We start from the raw sequence: 15,492 nt of genomic DNA, 5'->3' as shown, positions 1-15,492 counted from the left end.
ATCTACAATGTATACACATTGAAGCTAGGACATAGAAACCCCCAGGACCTACACAGCCTGGGGGTTTCGTTTTTGTAAAATACTTCTTCATAGCGTATTCGCGAGGCCCTACGGAAGTGGGGTCTGAGCAATTCAAGTGGTATGAAGAGCAAATTGAGTGAGAAACATGTTGGAATTGCCCTTCATAAGCGATATGAAGAGCATATCTAGTGAGAAACAAGAGCGAAATACCCTTCATAATAGCTATGAAAAGCAAATTTGGTGAGAAACACATGCGAAAAGCCCTTCAAGAGAGGAATGAAGAGCATAACGAGTGGAAAACACAAGCAAAAATGCCTTTCATAAGTGATCTGAAGAGCATTCAGAGTGATAACTATATTTCAACGGTCTTTCTCATAAGCGTTTCACATTCCGCACTTTTGGGTCAGGGGACCTGTCCCCCTGACCCACGACCCACATGTGCCTCATTTTAAAACCAATCAAAAATTCGTTTAAACAACCCTTTTTTCTCTTTTTCTTCCTTCTTGTTATCAGGTTTCTCTTCTTTTTCTTCGTCTGCGTTCTTTGAGCAGTATTCCGTTGGTTCGGTACCAATTTTATAATAGGTTAGCCTAGAAACAGGACAATCCTTAGTTGGCAGTAGGCCAGAATCTGGATTTACATACACTCCAACGACGCCTTCTGTTGGTTTAAAAGGAGTTGGCGCGATATCTTTGTGCGCTTCCTCCATAAACCCAGCCCAAATGTTTTTTGCATATTGCTTTTCAGCCGTGATATCGATCGATTCATTTTGATCATACCCTGTCCAAATACCCGCCACCAGCTGCGGAGAGTACCCAATCATCCAGCTATCCGTGTTGGTCGAACCGGATTTCCCAGCATAGAAACGCGTTAGTTTGTTGCTGATAGTTGTTCCTGTAACAGCTGTATAATCATTTAATTTTTTATCAAACATACCGGTCATAAGCTGTGTTGTAACAAAAGCGAGATCCTCATCAAGTACCTTTTTTGGCTCTTGTTTGTTCTCGTATATTACTTCACCTTTGTAATTTTCAACTCTCGTAATGTAGACAGGCTTATGTAAATTTCCGCCATTGCTAATCGTGCTATAAGCATTCACCATATCAATTACTTTCACCCCTGAAGTACCAAGTGCAAGGGATGGGACATCTTTTAGCTTACTCGTGATGCCCAACTTTTTCGCTATGTTAACAAGTTCGCCGTCACCTAAGAATAGATGTGTTTTTACCGCGTAGACATTATCAGATAAGGCAATCGCTTGAGCTAAAGTTATCGTGTCGTTCGCATAGTAATTTTTATAATTTCTTGGTGTATAGGTAGAGCGATCGTCATCATATGAAAAAGTCGTCATTTCACTTCGAATGGGAGTGGATGGCGTGTATCCTTTTTCAAGTGCCGCATAATATAAAAACGGCTTGAAGGTCGAACCAGGCTGACGTTCTGCCTGTGTAACTCGGTTAAAAGGGCTCTCCTCATAATTTCGGCCACCGATTAACGCACGTACCGCACCATTTTTTGGGTCCATCGCAACAAACCCTACTTGAATCTTTGATTCAGGCTTAATATGAGAAGCAGCTTCTTCCTCAGCGATCTTTTGTAATTCTGTATCTAATGTTGTGAAAACACGTAACCCACTGGTTTCAATGGTTTGTTGATCAAGCTTGAGCTTTGAATGAAGTTCTTTTTTGACAACATCCTGAAAATAGGGAGCAATGTCCTCTCTTCCTGCCATTTTATTGCCTGTAAAACTAAGTTCTTCCTGATGCGCAAGTTCTGCATTCTTTTTAGATAATAGGCCATTTTCAACCATCGAATACAGTACGATTTTTTGACGCTGTTTTGCTTTTTCTAAATTTGCTAACGGCGAGTAATGGGTTGGACCCTTTGGGATACCTGCAAGCATAGACGCCTCTGCAAGAGAGAGTTCACTAGCCCTTTTTCCATAATAATAATTGGCCGCGGCTTCAACCCCGTATACCCCATGTCCGTAATAGATTGTATTTAAATACCCTTCGAGAATTTCGCTTTTAGAATAATTCATTTCAAGTCGAATCGTATAAAGTGCTTCTGTCAATTTCCGATTCCACGTTTTCTCGTGTTCCAAAAATAGGTTTCTTGCATATTGTTGAGTGAGTGTACTAGCGCCTTGAACCTTCGCCATCGCTTTAATATCAGCAATAATGGCACCCCCGATACGTTTGTAATCGAAGCCATTATGGTCAAAATAATTTCTGTCCTCTATGGAGACGGTAGCATCGATAACGGATTGCGATATATCGTCAAGGGATACCCAATATCTTGTTTCCCCATGATGTCGTTCTTCACCGATTAACGTCCCATCTTCTGCATAGAAAAGGGTAGATAGAGGAACCGCTAGAGGAGGTGCCCCTTGTGTTTTCGCATAAACAAGCACGCCTAAAAGGCCGACTGCTGCAATTGCACAACAGATTAAACCAATGATAAAACAGGCACGCATAATTTTTAATGCCGTTTTAAACCGTTCATTTGTGATAATCTCCACGGGGTTCACCTCTCTCTACTTACTAAATCTCTCTTTATTTAAAAGTCTTTTTTTGAAATAAAATTAGTTATCCGTATATACCTCCAGGCGACAACGGCGCGAGGTAAGAGGCTAATTGCTTCGGAAGTCAAAGAAGCGCCTTGGGGTTGCACTTTCTCTTGTGCTTATCGCCGATAAGAAGGCGCAGTGCGCGTTTCTTAGCAGACATATATCAATCAGTATGAAAACATTTCCTGTGTTTTAAACATTTATTTGCTAATTAATGAAAAATTTTCTTGCAATTTTGTCCGTTTGTTCTATACTTTTTGAAGTTAGAGTAGAAATGATCAATTTTATTTGTGGAATAGGGAAAGATAAGGGAATATGAAATCCCTTATTTTTTCAAGAGAAAGGATGTTAGAAAAATGGAATTATGGTTTACGGAAAAACAAACAAAGAACTTTGGTATTACAGCAAAAATTAAACAAACCTTACATACAGAACAAACAGAATTTCAAAAGCTAGATATGGTGGAAACAGAGGAATTTGGAAACATGCTGCTCCTTGATGGCATGGTTATGACGACTCAAGTGGACGAGTTCGTATATCATGAGATGGTTGCGCATGTACCATTATTCACACACCCAAATCCTGAAAATGTACTAGTAGTAGGTGGCGGAGACGGCGGGGTTATCCGTGAAGTCTTGAAGCACCCAAGTGTGAAAAAAGCGACCTTAGTTGATATAGATGGAAAGGTAATCGAGTACTCAAAGAAATACCTTCCTGAAATCGCAGGAAAGCTAGATGACCCTCGTGTAGACGTGAAGGTTGATGATGGGTTCATGCATATTGCACAAAGTGAAAATGAGTATGATGTCATCATGGTTGACTCAACGGAGCCTGTTGGTCCAGCAGTAAACCTATTTACAAAAGGATTTTACGCAGGTATTTCAAAGGCATTAAAGGATGATGGAGTATTTGTAGCGCAAACGGACAATCCTTGGTTTACACCAGAATTAATCACAAATGTGCAGCGTGACGTGAAGGAAATCTTCCCAATTACACGTCTGTACCTAGCAAATATCCCAACATACCCAAGTGGTCTGTGGACATTTACAATTGGTTCAAAAAAATATGACCCACTTGAAGTAAGTGATGACCGTTTCCATGAGATGGAGACAAAGTACTACACGAAGGACATTCATAAGGCAGCATTTGTTTTACCAAAGTTTGTTGCAGACCTAGTGAAGTAATGGGGGATTATGATGAGATTTGATGAAGCTTATTCAGGAAATGTGTTTATCAAAAGCCATCCGAGTTTCGAGGAAAGCGAAGCTGTCATTTATGGCATGCCAATGGACTGGACAGTAAGTTACCGACCAGGCTCGCGTTTTGGCCCTAGTCGAATTCGTGAGGTATCAATTGGACTTGAAGAATATAGTCCATATTTGGATAGAGAATTAGAAGAGGTAAAATATTACGATGCAGGTGACATTCCACTGCCATTTGGTAATCCACAGCGCAGCATAGATATGATTGAAGAGTTCATTGATCAGGTGCTAGAGGCTGGAAAATATCCATTAGGAATGGGTGGAGAACACTTAGTATCCTGGCCAGTAATGAAGGCTGTGTATAAAAAATATCCAGACCTTGCGATTATTCACATGGATGCGCACACGGATTTGCGTGAGAATTACGAAGGGGAACCACTTTCTCACTCAACACCAATTCGCAAAATTGCGGAATTAATTGGTCCGGAAAATGTCTTTTCATTTGGAATACGTTCAGGTATGAAGGAAGAGTTTCAATGGGCGAAGGAAAATGGCATGCACATTTCGAAGTTTGAAGTGCTAGAGCCGTTGAAAAAGATTCTTCCAAAGCTAGCGGGTCGTCCAGTGTATGTGACGATTGATATCGATGTGTTGGATCCTGCGCATGCACCGGGAACTGGAACCGTGGATGCAGGAGGGATTACCTCTAAAGAGTTATTGGGGGCAATTCATGAGATTGCTAAGGCAGATATTAAGGTAGTCGGCTCTGATTTAGTAGAGGTTGCACCGATTTATGATCCATCTGAACAAACAGCGAATACGGCGAGTAAGCTTATTCGAGAGATGATTTTAGGTTGGGTACAGAAAAAATAAGTAGAAAGTCTGGGTCGTGTGGCCCAGGCTTCCTTTGTATTTCTGTTCTGACTCAGAGACAGAACCGATATAAAGTAGAGAGTGAAATGTCCATGAGGAGCCTTCTCAAGGACATCCACACCGCGAGGGCTATCTATTTTATCTTGAGGAAGGCTGTCAAAGGCACTTTCAATAAGTATTACTTTGAAATGTCTTAGAGGAGTGTTTTCAAAGACATACTGAACTGATTTCGATGAAGAAATGTCCTTGAGAGAGATCCCAACTATCTTGTATTTGATTTTTAAAAATTATGACAATTCCTTCTTCCTAGTTGAATATACTACATTTGAACTAGATTTTTACGTGAAAAGGGGGAGTTAGATGGTTGGGATTCGTTTTATAAAAATGGCCAGTCTGTATTTTGTGATTGGGGTGTTCATTGGAATGGGTATGTCCATGTCACATTCTTACACATTAACAGGAGTTCATGTCCATATTAACCTACTTGGTTGGGCATCGATGGGGTTAGCGGGTATTGTGTACTATTTATTTCCGGCAGCAGGGGAATCGAAACTTGGAAAAGCGCATTTTTGGCTTCATAATATTGGGTTACCCGTGATGATGATCGGATTAACACTCTTAATGCTTGGTAACACGGCGATAGAGCCACTTATTGCAATTGGTGGAACGGTAACAACACTCTCCATTGTTCTATTTGTGATCAACGTATTCCTAAATGTGAAAGCAACAAGGCACTAATTTTTTTAGTACTAGTAGTTCTTATTAACTCGGCTTTTGCCGAGTTTTCTTTTTTAATTTGAAATCGTTTTGTAGAATGTCTTATACTAGTAAAGTTAAGGACATGTAAGGATGTGTGAAAATGAGTACTGTTTCACAAGATGGAACACCAATTCAACTTAAATTTGTTACGGAAATAAGGGATGGCTTGCGAAAAGAGAATGTTGCTTTTGACGCAAATGGTCTATACTACATAAAGGGAAACAATACCTATTTGCAATTTGACGAAAAGCAAGAAACAGGTACGGTGAAAACTATCGTTAAAATTTCGGATACTGAGGTTCTCATCCTTCGGTCAGGACATGTAAAAATGAGACAAGTATACCGTAAGAGCGAAATAACGAATGGATCATTCCAAAATCAGTATGGAACCTATAACCTTACGACAAAAACAAATAACATCGAATATAAATGGTACAACCATTCTCGAAAAGGAAGTTTGTTTTTATCATACGAGCTTGCACTCCAGGGTGAAGCGTCAGGATTATATAAAATATCCATTACATTTAAGGAGCGAAACTAGATGAACGTAGTTGATCAAGTAAAAGAACGTTTGAAAACGGAAATCAAAGAATCAGTTTTAAAAGCTGGACTTGCTTCAGAAGAGCAAATCCCGGAAGTAATTTTAGAGTTACCTAAGGAAAAAGCACACGGTGACTATGCAACGAATATGGCGATGCAGCTAGCGCGTGTTGCGAAAAAAGCACCTCGCATGATTGCAGAGGACATTGTAGCTAACTTTGATAAATCCAAAGCTTCTATTGAAAAAATTGAAATTGCGGGACCTGGATTTATCAACTTTTATATGAACAATACATACTTAACAGATTTAGTTCCAGCTATATTAGAAGCTGGCGACAAATATGGAGAAACAACGGTTGGAAACAATCAGAAACTTCAAGTTGAGTTTGTTTCAGCAAATCCAACAGGTGATCTACACCTTGGACATGCGCGTGGGGCGGCAGTTGGTGATTCGCTAAGCAACATTTTACAAAAAGCAGGTTATGATGTTTCTCGTGAATATTATATAAATGATGCTGGAAACCAAATTAACAACCTAGCAAAATCTGTAGAAGCACGTTATATGCAAGCTTTAGGAATGGATGCCCAGATGCCTGAGGATGGATACCACGGACAGGATATCGTTGGTATTGGGAAGAAACTTGCGGAAGAATTCGGCGATAAATATGTAAACGTTGAGGAACAGGAGCGTTTTAACTTTTTCAGAGAGTATGGCTTGAAGTACGAAATGGCGAAGCTACAAAATGATTTGGAAGAGTTCCGCGTTCGTTTTGATGTATGGTATTCTGAGACATCCCTTTACCATAACGGAAAAATTGATAGAGCCCTAGCAGCTCTTCGTGACAAAGGACATATTTACGAGGAGGATGGAGCTACTTGGTTCCGTTCGACGACGTTTGGTGATGACAAGGACCGCGTTTTAATTAAAAATGATGGCTCCTATACGTATTTAACACCTGATATTGCGTACCACCAGGACAAGCTAGAACGTGGCTTTGAAAAGCTGATTAATATTTGGGGAGCAGACCACCATGGCTACATCCCACGTATGAAAGCGGCAATTCAAGCATTAGGCTATGAGAAGGATACACTTGAAGTAGAGATCATTCAGCTTGTTCACCTGTTTAAGAACGGTGAAAAGATGAAAATGAGTAAGCGTACAGGTAAAGCAGTTACAATGCGTGACCTGATTGAAGAAGTAGGCTTAGATGCTGTTCGTTATTTCTTCGCAATGAGAAGCTCAGATACCCATCTTGATTTTGACTTAGATCTAGCTGTATCACAATCAAACGAAAACCCAGTTTACTATGCACAATATGCACATGCACGAATTTGTAGCATGCTTCGTTCTGGTGAGGAGTTAAATATCTCACTAGATGGGGAATTTGCGCTAGACTATATTAATTCTGAAAAAGAAATTGACCTGTTGAAAAAGCTTGGGGAGTTCCCTGCAGCTGTAACGGAAGCAGCAGAAAAGCGAATTCCGCATCGTATTACAAATTATATTAATGAACTTGCAGCAGCACTACACAGCTTCTACAATGCAGAAAAGGTGCTTGACCAAGAAAATCTCGATAAAACAAAAGCGCGTCTTGCGTTAATGAAGGCTGTTCAAATAACCTTACAAAATTCATTACAGCTAATTGGTGTATCTGCGCCAGAGAAGATGTAATCCAAGTAGACCCTCACTCCATGAGTAGAGGGTCTTTTTGTCGGGAATAATGAGGGAAGTGAATGAAAAGGGAGGCTACATATATGAAAGAGGTAATCATTGCATTATTTACTGGATTAATTGTTGGCTTTGTGTTTGCACTACTAAAACTTCCAATCCCAGCACCGCCTGCGCTAGCTGGAGTAACAGGAATTATTGGAATCTATTTAGGTTTTAAGATTTTCCAATGGATAGCACCGCTCATACAAAGATGAGGCACCCAGTCGGGTGCCTCTTTTTGGTTATGTTACTTGTTGAAAGTGCAAAAAACTTCCGATTATGAACCGTATCTTTGATTTAACAGCAGTAACCTGCGAAAAGCGAATCTAATTTACCTACAAAAAATGCGAAAAAAGTGTAGAGAGTTTTATTAACAACCATTTCTTGGACATATCTTGATCAATTTCTTCTCTTGTAAGTTCAGTTGAGTTTGCGAAGTCTTCTGCTACGCGATTTTTAATGTGAGCAATAAACTCCTTGTCATAAATAAAACAATTGATTTCATAATTGGAATACAGACTTCTTTTATCAAAGTTTGCCGTACCAATATCGCAAATCTTATCATCAATACAAATCGCCTTGGCGTGATAAAAACCTTTGGTGTACATAAAAAAGTGTATACCTTCTTTTGTGAGCTCGTCCATATAAGGATAGGCTGCTTCTTTAACAAATGGATGATCTGGTTTTTGCGGAAGCAGAACACGTATTTTGATGTTTTTCTTTGCTGCATTTATCAGTTCCCTTTTTATACGCTCACTAGGAACAAAATAAGGCGACCCAATAATAATCTCTTTCTCAGCCTGCTTAATCAAATGAATAAAATTATCCTCTAAATAGGCACCATCTGTTGGGCTTAATTTGGTCTCCATATTCCCTTGGTGCAGCTGTGGGTAATAGGAATCCTGGTTTGTAAATACCTCATTCGTCGCTCGTACCCAATCTTTTAGAAACTGTGTTTGTAGATCGGCAACTCCCTCACCTGTCATTTTCAAATGATAATCACGCCAGAAACCAAACTCTTTATCCTGCCCAAGGTACTCCTTCCCGACATTAAATCCTCCGATATAGCCTGTTTTCCCATCAATGATTGAAATTTTTCGATGGTTTCGGGCGTTGAGCTTATAAAACAAATAGGGAAAAGTGGGTTTGTTGCTGTATGAAAGTAGAACTCCCGCGTCAGTAAGTGTCTTTTCCATTTCCTTCGTAACATTCTTACTTCCAACCCAATCTAGCAGTAGACGAACCTCGACACCTTCTTTGGATTTACTTGTTAAAAGGTTTACAAATTCCTTGCTAAATTTATCATCCTGCAAAATATAGAATTCAACATGAATGTGATTGGTTGCTTGGTGAATTTCTTCAAAGAGGTCTGAAAAAAGCTGTTCACCAGTCGTATACATGGTTAAGTCGCTGTTACGTAACGGATATTCATGATTAACCATTTTTTTTAAGTGACTTTTTCTTCCGAGACTGTAATCAAGGCGGAGTAGCAGTAATAGAATAATGATAATAAGGACAATCCAGAAGATAGTGCGCAAATATACCCCTCCTATGATGAGGAGTCCAAAAAGTCCGGTGAAAATGACACATCGAATTTCTTCGTTGGCTTGCTTTTCCGTTCCTCACGTATTAATTGCATACGTTCCGGTACTCAAAGCTTCGCCGCCTTGAACTTCTTGGTCCTTTTCATCCTCCTTTTGAACTTGTACTTGATGGCGTTCTCTTAGTCTATACAAAAAAAGGAATGATTATTTGAGTTTGCGAATAAAAAAGCATTGACTGAATGCTCATTCATTATATAATGGAAGTATGGATAGTGTAGTCAGAATATTAATTTCATTCAGTCGAGTTTGTAATCTCGACCCAGTGCAAATTCGCGAAAGAACGAATTTGAAATTGTAGCATATCAAATAAAAATCATCGAAAGGAGTCTGAACAAATGAATACCCTCTTACTGATAAACCTTCTTGCATTCCTGGCTGTAACCGCTTACGCACTTTATCTATTTGTATATTTGATTAAGACAAGAATTGCATATATCAAACTTGGTAAGAAAGTGGAGTTTGACGGGAAAGTTAAAGAACGCCTTGGGCGAATTTGGGTCAACGTTTTTGGTCAGAAAAAACTATTAAAGGATAAAAAGAGTGGAGCTATCCACGTCATGTTTTTTTATGGCTTTATCCTTGTTCAGTTTGGTGCAATTGATTTTATTTGGAAGGGCTTACAACCTGGTTCGCATCTTCCGCTAGGTCCATTGTATGCAGGCTTCACTTTTTTCCAGGAAATCGTTACGTTTATGATTCTAGTTGCGGTCGTGTGGGCCTTCCATCGCCGTTATGTTGAAAAGCTAGTGCGCCTAAAAAGAGGTTTTAAATCTGGGCTTGTTCTTCTATTTATTGGTGGACTTATGCTCTCCGTATTACTAGGTAACGGAGCGGGAATCGTATGGCATGGTCATGAAGCGACATGGAGTGAGCCAATTGCATCCTTGATTTCACTTGCCTTAGGAGGCATTAGTGAGACAGCTTCAATTGTCATTTTTTACGTAGCATGGTGGATTCACTTATTATTCCTATTAACATTCCTAGTATATGTACCACAATCAAAGCATGCTCACTTAATCGCAGGACCAGCAAATGTGTACTTAGGGAGAACTGGTAGTCCAGGTAAACTTGAAAAAATTGATTTTGAGGATGAAACACAGGAAACCTTTGGTGTTGGAAAAATTCAAGATTTCAAACAAACACAATTAATTGACATGTATGCTTGTGTGGAATGTGGTCGCTGTACAAATATGTGTCCAGCCACAGGCACTGGTAAAATGCTGTCACCAATGGATTTGATTGTAAAGTTACGTGATCATTTAACAGAGACGGGTGCAGTTGTGACCTCACGTGTTCCTTGGGTACCGGCTGTTGCGTTCTCTCATACAAAAGGGAATCAATTAGCACTAGCTTCAGCAGGTCAAGGTGCTAGTGAATCAGCTGCGACGTCAGAGTTAGCATATAGCCCTAGTTTAATTGGCGATGTCATTACCGAAGAAGAAATTTGGGCTTGTACAACATGCCGTAACTGTGAAGATCAATGTCCAGTTATGAACGAGCATGTTGATAAAATTATCGATTTACGTCGTTACCTTGTTCTTACGGAAGGTAAAATGGATGCCGATGCACAGCGTGCAATGACAAACATCGAACGTCAAGGGAATCCATGGGGACTTAACCGAAAGGAAAAGGAAAACTGGCGTGAAGTACGCGAAGATGTTCATGTGCCAACTGTAAAAGAGGCTAAAAAAGCCGGAGAAGAGTTCGAATACCTATTCTGGGTTGGATCCATGGGTGCATTTGATAATCGAAGCCAAAAAATCGCGCTTTCCTTTGCGAAGCTAATGAATGAAGCTGGCGTGAAATTTGCAATCCTAGGAAACAAAGAGAAAAACTCAGGTGACACACCACGACGTCTAGGAAATGAATTCTTATTCCAAGAGCTTGCTACAAACAATATCGCCGAGTTTGAAAAAGCAGAAGTGAAGAAGATTGTCACAATCGACCCTCACGCATACAATATATTCAAAAATGAGTATCCTGATTTAGGTCTTGAAGGTGTGGAAGTATTGCACCATACAGAGTTACTGTATGACCTAGTTAAGGAAGGGAAGCTAGTACCAAAACATCCAGTGAATGAAACAATTACATGGCATGACTCCTGTTATTTAGGACGTTACAATGATGTGTATGACCCACCACGTGAAATACTAAAACAAATTCCAGGTGTGAAGTTGGTTGAAATGGAACGTAACCGTGAAACAGGTATGTGTTGTGGCGCTGGTGGCGGACTCATGTGGATGGAAGAAGATACTGGAACACGTATTAACGTGGCGAGAACAGAGCAGGCGATTGCAGTAAATCCAACAACGATTGGTTCAGGCTGTCCGTATTGCTTAACAATGCTAAGCGATGGCACGAAGGCGAAGGAAGTAGAAGATCAGATTGGTACGTATGATATTGCTGAGATTCTTGAAAAATCAGTCGTCGGAGAAAAGAAAGAGATTGCATCATAATTACTGGTAATTTATGATTTATCTTCCAAAGTGAATGTTGTAAAATAGGAATATAGAATACTCAAGTAAGAATAGTAGAATAAAAGACAAAGAGAGGTGTACATAGTACGCCTCCTTCTTTGAGACAAAGCCTCGAGCGAGCGTTCAGTCAGAAAAATGTAAGCGGTTTCGACAAATTTAGGATGTAAGCAATTGATAGTTGAGTTCAAACTCAGTTTTCGGTGTTTAGCTCTAGGCGCCATTGGCTTGGGGTCACAAGCCAATCGCTTCTGAAGGCAAAATTTGCTTTTGACAGTACTCGTCCTGTTTTGTCGCCTATAAACTATCACATTACGCATTTCATAATATCAAGGAGGTTGTGAGCATGGGGAAAACAGTAATTGTAAGTGGTGTTCGTACTCCATTTGGAAAACTTGGTGGAAGTCTTAGTTCCTTAACAGCATCTGAGCTTGGTGGCATTGCCATTAAGGAAGCGTTAGAACGTGCTGGGTTGGAAGGAAATGCGGTAGATGAAGTGATCTTTGGAACTGTTTTGCAAGGTGGTCAAGGTCAAATACCTTCAAGGCAAGCAGCAAGACATGCAGGGATTCCATGGGAGGTAAAGACGGAAACCATCAATAAAGTATGTGCATCAGGGCTTCGCAGTGTCACACTTGCAGATCAGATCATTCGAGCAGGTGATGAAGAAGTAATCGTCGCTGGTGGCATGGAATCGATGAGCAATGCTCCTTATTTTTTACCGAAAGCAAGATTTGGCCTAAGAATGGGTGATGCGAGTCTGAAGGATCTAATGGTTCATGATGGCCTAACTTGTAGCTTCCAAGGTGTACATATGGGGACATATGGAAACGAGGTAGCAAAAGAACTTGAAATTTCACGTGAAGAACAGGACCAATGGGCGTTACGCAGTCAGCAACGTGCAGTCGAAGCGATTGAATCAGGAAAGCTTGCGGAGGAAATTGTTGCTGTAGAGGTAAAGGGCCGAAAGGGTGCTGTTACTGTTGTAAATCAAGACGAAGCACCACGAGCAGATACAACAATTGAAAAACTTTCAAAGCTACCTTCTGTGTTTGGTCCAAATGGCACGATTACAGCAGGGAATGCTCCCGGTGTAAATGACGGTGCAGCCGCACTTGTTTTGATGAGTGAGGAGCGTGCGAAGCGCGATGGAAAAGAGCCTATTGGAACGATCATGGCTCACGCGGCGATTTCTGTAGAAGCAAAGGATTTTCCCAAGACGCCAGGACTTGTGATTAACGAACTTCTAAAGAAAACTGGTAAAAACATTGACGAGATTGATTTATTTGAAATAAATGAAGCTTTCGCAGCTGTCGCATTAACGAGCGGAAAAATTGCAAAGATTGATACTGAAAAAGTGAATGTCAATGGTGGAGCGGTCGCACTTGGTCATCCGATTGGAGCAAGTGGAGCAAGAATAATTATTACGCTTATTCATGAATTAAAACGCCGCGGTGGAGGCATTGGAATTGCAGCTATCTGTAGCGGAGGCGGTCAAGGTGACGCCATTATGATTCAGGTTTAACGAGGAGTGACTGTTCGAAGGCTGAATATAAAAAATATATGTGCTGACAGGGACCGTTGGAACCGTCGCCGAATGAGGAGGTTTTTTTATGAGCGTGAAAAAGGTAATGGTGATTGGGGCAGGACAAATGGGGTCTGGGATTGCACAGGTTTGTGCGATGGCGGGCTATGAGGTTAAGCTCCATGATTTAAAACAGGAATTCCTTGATCGTGGGATAGGGAACATTACGAAGAATCTAACTCGCCAAGTTGATAAAGGTCGGATGTCAGAAGAAGACAAGTCGGCTACATTAGGCAGAATCTCACAGTCTACTGACCTTCAAAATGCAAGTGATGTTGACATAGTGATTGAAGCAGCTGTTGAAAACATGGACATCAAGACAAAGCTTTTCTCTCAACTAGATGAAATCGCACCTCAGAATGCCATATTGGCAACAAATACATCCTCTCTGCCAATTACAGAAATTGCAGCTGCAACAAAACGCCCAGAAAAAGTAATTGGTATGCACTTTATGAATCCAGTTCCAGTAATGAAATTAGTAGAAATTATTCGCGGCTTAGCAACAGCTGATGAAGTCTATCAAGTGATTGAAGATATGACAAAAACCTTAAACAAAGTTCCGGTTGAAGTGAATGATTTTCCAGGCTTCGTCTCCAATCGTATCTTAATGCCCATGATTAACGAAGCAATTTATACCCTTTACGAAGGTGTTGCCACAAAAGAGTCAATTGATGAAGTCATGAAGCTCGGGATGAATCATCCAATGGGTCCACTAACACTTGCGGATTTTATCGGACTTGATACCTGTCTATATATTATGGAAACCCTTCATGAAGGTTTTGGAGATGACAAATACAGGCCGTGTCCATTGCTTCGAAAGTATGTAAAAGCGGGCTGGTTAGGGAAGAAGTCTGGCCGTGGATTTTACACGTACGAAGGCTAGGAGGGACATAGTGTGCCGACTATAACAAATATGCCAAAGCACCAAGAATCCACCTTCAAATTGGAGGGAAACAGCATGAACTTTCAGTTTACGGAAGAACAAGAAATGATGAGAAAAATGGTTCGTGATTTTGCAAAGGAAGAAATTGCGCCATTTGTGGAGCGTATGGAAAATGGAGAGTTTCCACGAGCGATCCTTTCAAAGATGGCTTCACTTGGATTAATGGGCATTACAAGTCCTGAAAAATATGGTGGATCAGATATGGATTTTATCTCCTATATTATTGCCATTCATGAACTATCAAAAGTGAGCGCGACAATTGGGGTTATTTTATCGGTTCATACCTCCGTTGGAACGAATCCTATTTTATCCTTTGGTACAGAAGAGCAAAAGCAAACGTATATCCCGAAGCTAGCAAGTGGAGAATACCTTGGTGCGTTTTGTTTAACAGAACCAAGCTCTGGATCTGATGCAGCAAGTTTAAAAACAAAGGCTGTAAAACGAGATGACCACTATGTATTAAATGGCTCAAAGCTTTTTGTGACCAACGGTGGAGAAGCAGATGTCTACATCGTATTTGCTCGAACAAACCCAAATGAAACAGGTAGTAAAGGAATTACAGCCTTTATTGTTGAGAAAAACACGCCAGGTTTTATCATCGGAAAAGATGAGCACAAAATGGGGCTTTCTGGCTCGCGTACCGTTCAAATCACATTCGAGGATGTAAAGGTGCCAGCAGAAAACGTACTTGGTGCAGAAGGGGAAGGCTTCAAAGTAGCGATGGCAAACCTAAATGTGGGGCGAATTGGGATTGCCGCACAGGCACTAGGTATTGCTGAGGCAGCACTGGAGCATGCAGTCGACTATGCAAAAGGTCGTTATCAATTTGGAAAACCAATTGCGGCCCACCAAGGTGTTGGCTTTAAACTAGCTGATATGGCGACAAATGTGGAAGCGGCAAGACTTCTAGTCTATCAAGCTGCCTTTTTACGCCAACAGGGACTGCCGTGTGCAAAGGAAGCATCCATGGCTAAGCTATTTGCATCGAGGACAGCAATGGAAGTAGCTACCGAAGCAATCCAGGTCTACGGCGGCTATGGCTATACAAAAGACTATCCAGTCGAGCGTTTCTTCCGAGACGCAAAAATAACCGAAATATACGAAGGCACAAGCGAAATCCAGAGAATCGTCATCAGTAAGCATTTATAGGGTCAGGGGGACAGGTTCCGTGACCCAGGAAAAAATTGGTGGGACAACGAACCTGTCCCTCT

Annotated in this window: 12 protein-coding genes; 10 read left to right on the top strand and 2 right to left on the bottom strand. The window is 40.8% G+C overall.

Annotated features, from left to right (window positions below):
- Positions 1-469: 469 nt before the first annotated feature.
- A complete protein-coding gene (locus ACWNMY_RS10150) occupies positions 470-2,542 on the bottom strand; it encodes a transglycosylase domain-containing protein (RefSeq protein WP_449538107.1) in 2,073 nt (690 codons plus the stop codon).
- Between the two features lie 404 nt (positions 2,543-2,946).
- Between ACWNMY_RS10150 and speE the strand changes: the two genes are divergently transcribed.
- The 6 genes from speE to ACWNMY_RS10120 all read left to right on the top strand — a co-directional run bounded on the left by speE (position 2,947) and on the right by ACWNMY_RS10120 (position 7,890).
- Complete coding sequence (speE, locus tag ACWNMY_RS10145; protein WP_449538106.1) at positions 2,947-3,774, top strand: spermidine synthase; 828 nt, start codon at positions 2,947-2,949, stop codon at positions 3,772-3,774.
- A gap of 12 nt (positions 3,775-3,786) precedes the next feature.
- Complete coding sequence (gene speB / locus ACWNMY_RS10140) at positions 3,787-4,665, top strand: agmatinase (RefSeq protein WP_449538105.1); 879 nt, start codon at positions 3,787-3,789, stop codon at positions 4,663-4,665.
- Between the two features lie 360 nt (positions 4,666-5,025).
- Entirely contained in the window at positions 5,026-5,403 is a 378-nt protein-coding gene (locus ACWNMY_RS10135; RefSeq protein WP_449538104.1) for a cytochrome-c oxidase, read from the top strand.
- Between the two features lie 121 nt (positions 5,404-5,524).
- A complete protein-coding gene (locus tag ACWNMY_RS10130; protein WP_449538103.1) occupies positions 5,525-5,965 on the top strand; it encodes a DUF1934 domain-containing protein in 441 nt (146 codons plus the stop codon).
- Entirely contained in the window at positions 5,966-7,636 is a 1,671-nt protein-coding gene (gene argS / locus ACWNMY_RS10125) for an arginine--tRNA ligase (RefSeq protein WP_449538102.1), read from the top strand.
- Between the two features lie 83 nt (positions 7,637-7,719).
- Positions 7,720-7,890 (top strand): XapX domain-containing protein, encoded by a 171-nt coding sequence (locus tag ACWNMY_RS10120; RefSeq protein WP_449538101.1) that lies wholly within the window; start codon positions 7,720-7,722, stop codon positions 7,888-7,890.
- A gap of 120 nt (positions 7,891-8,010) precedes the next feature.
- Here ACWNMY_RS10120 and cls read toward each other — a convergent pair whose 3' ends face one another.
- On the bottom strand, positions 8,011-9,213 hold the full coding sequence (gene cls, locus ACWNMY_RS10115) for a cardiolipin synthase (protein WP_449538100.1): 1,203 nt from the start codon (positions 9,211-9,213) through the stop codon (positions 8,011-8,013).
- A 401-nt stretch (positions 9,214-9,614) separates the two neighbouring features.
- Here cls and ACWNMY_RS10110 point away from each other — a divergent pair, with 401 nt between their 5' ends.
- From ACWNMY_RS10110 to ACWNMY_RS10095, 4 genes are all read left to right on the top strand, one after another.
- Positions 9,615-11,735 (top strand): (Fe-S)-binding protein, encoded by a 2,121-nt coding sequence (locus ACWNMY_RS10110; RefSeq protein WP_449538099.1) that lies wholly within the window; start codon positions 9,615-9,617, stop codon positions 11,733-11,735.
- Positions 11,736-12,099: 364 nt separating this feature from the next.
- Complete coding sequence (locus ACWNMY_RS10105; protein ID WP_449538098.1) at positions 12,100-13,278, top strand: acetyl-CoA C-acetyltransferase; 1,179 nt, start codon at positions 12,100-12,102, stop codon at positions 13,276-13,278.
- A gap of 88 nt (positions 13,279-13,366) precedes the next feature.
- Positions 13,367-14,221 (top strand): 3-hydroxybutyryl-CoA dehydrogenase, encoded by an 855-nt coding sequence (locus tag ACWNMY_RS10100; RefSeq protein WP_449538097.1) that lies wholly within the window; start codon positions 13,367-13,369, stop codon positions 14,219-14,221.
- Between the two features lie 75 nt (positions 14,222-14,296).
- Positions 14,297-15,430, top strand: a complete 1,134-nt coding sequence (locus tag ACWNMY_RS10095) for an acyl-CoA dehydrogenase (RefSeq protein ID WP_449538435.1) — start codon at positions 14,297-14,299, stop codon at positions 15,428-15,430.
- Positions 15,431-15,492 lie beyond the last annotated feature (62 nt).

The organism is Ferdinandcohnia sp. Marseille-Q9671 (genome assembly GCF_976954385.1).
The sequence above is the reverse complement of the archived record's forward strand: the minus strand, read 5'-3'. Positions and strand labels throughout refer to the sequence as shown.

Coding starts and splice junctions, on each gene's coding strand:
- speE (WP_449538106.1), top strand. CDS start 2,947: ATGGAATTATGGTTTACGGAAAAACAAACAAAGAACTTTGGTATTACA.
- speB (WP_449538105.1), top strand. CDS start 3,787: ATGAGATTTGATGAAGCTTATTCAGGAAATGTGTTTATCAAAAGCCAT.
- ACWNMY_RS10135 (WP_449538104.1), top strand. CDS start 5,026: ATGGTTGGGATTCGTTTTATAAAAATGGCCAGTCTGTATTTTGTGATT.
- ACWNMY_RS10130 (WP_449538103.1), top strand. CDS start 5,525: ATGAGTACTGTTTCACAAGATGGAACACCAATTCAACTTAAATTTGTT.
- argS (WP_449538102.1), top strand. CDS start 5,966: ATGAACGTAGTTGATCAAGTAAAAGAACGTTTGAAAACGGAAATCAAA.
- ACWNMY_RS10120 (WP_449538101.1), top strand. CDS start 7,720: ATGAAAGAGGTAATCATTGCATTATTTACTGGATTAATTGTTGGCTTT.
- ACWNMY_RS10110 (WP_449538099.1), top strand. CDS start 9,615: ATGAATACCCTCTTACTGATAAACCTTCTTGCATTCCTGGCTGTAACC.
- ACWNMY_RS10105 (WP_449538098.1), top strand. CDS start 12,100: ATGGGGAAAACAGTAATTGTAAGTGGTGTTCGTACTCCATTTGGAAAA.
- ACWNMY_RS10100 (WP_449538097.1), top strand. CDS start 13,367: ATGAGCGTGAAAAAGGTAATGGTGATTGGGGCAGGACAAATGGGGTCT.
- ACWNMY_RS10095 (WP_449538435.1), top strand. CDS start 14,297: ATGAACTTTCAGTTTACGGAAGAACAAGAAATGATGAGAAAAATGGTT.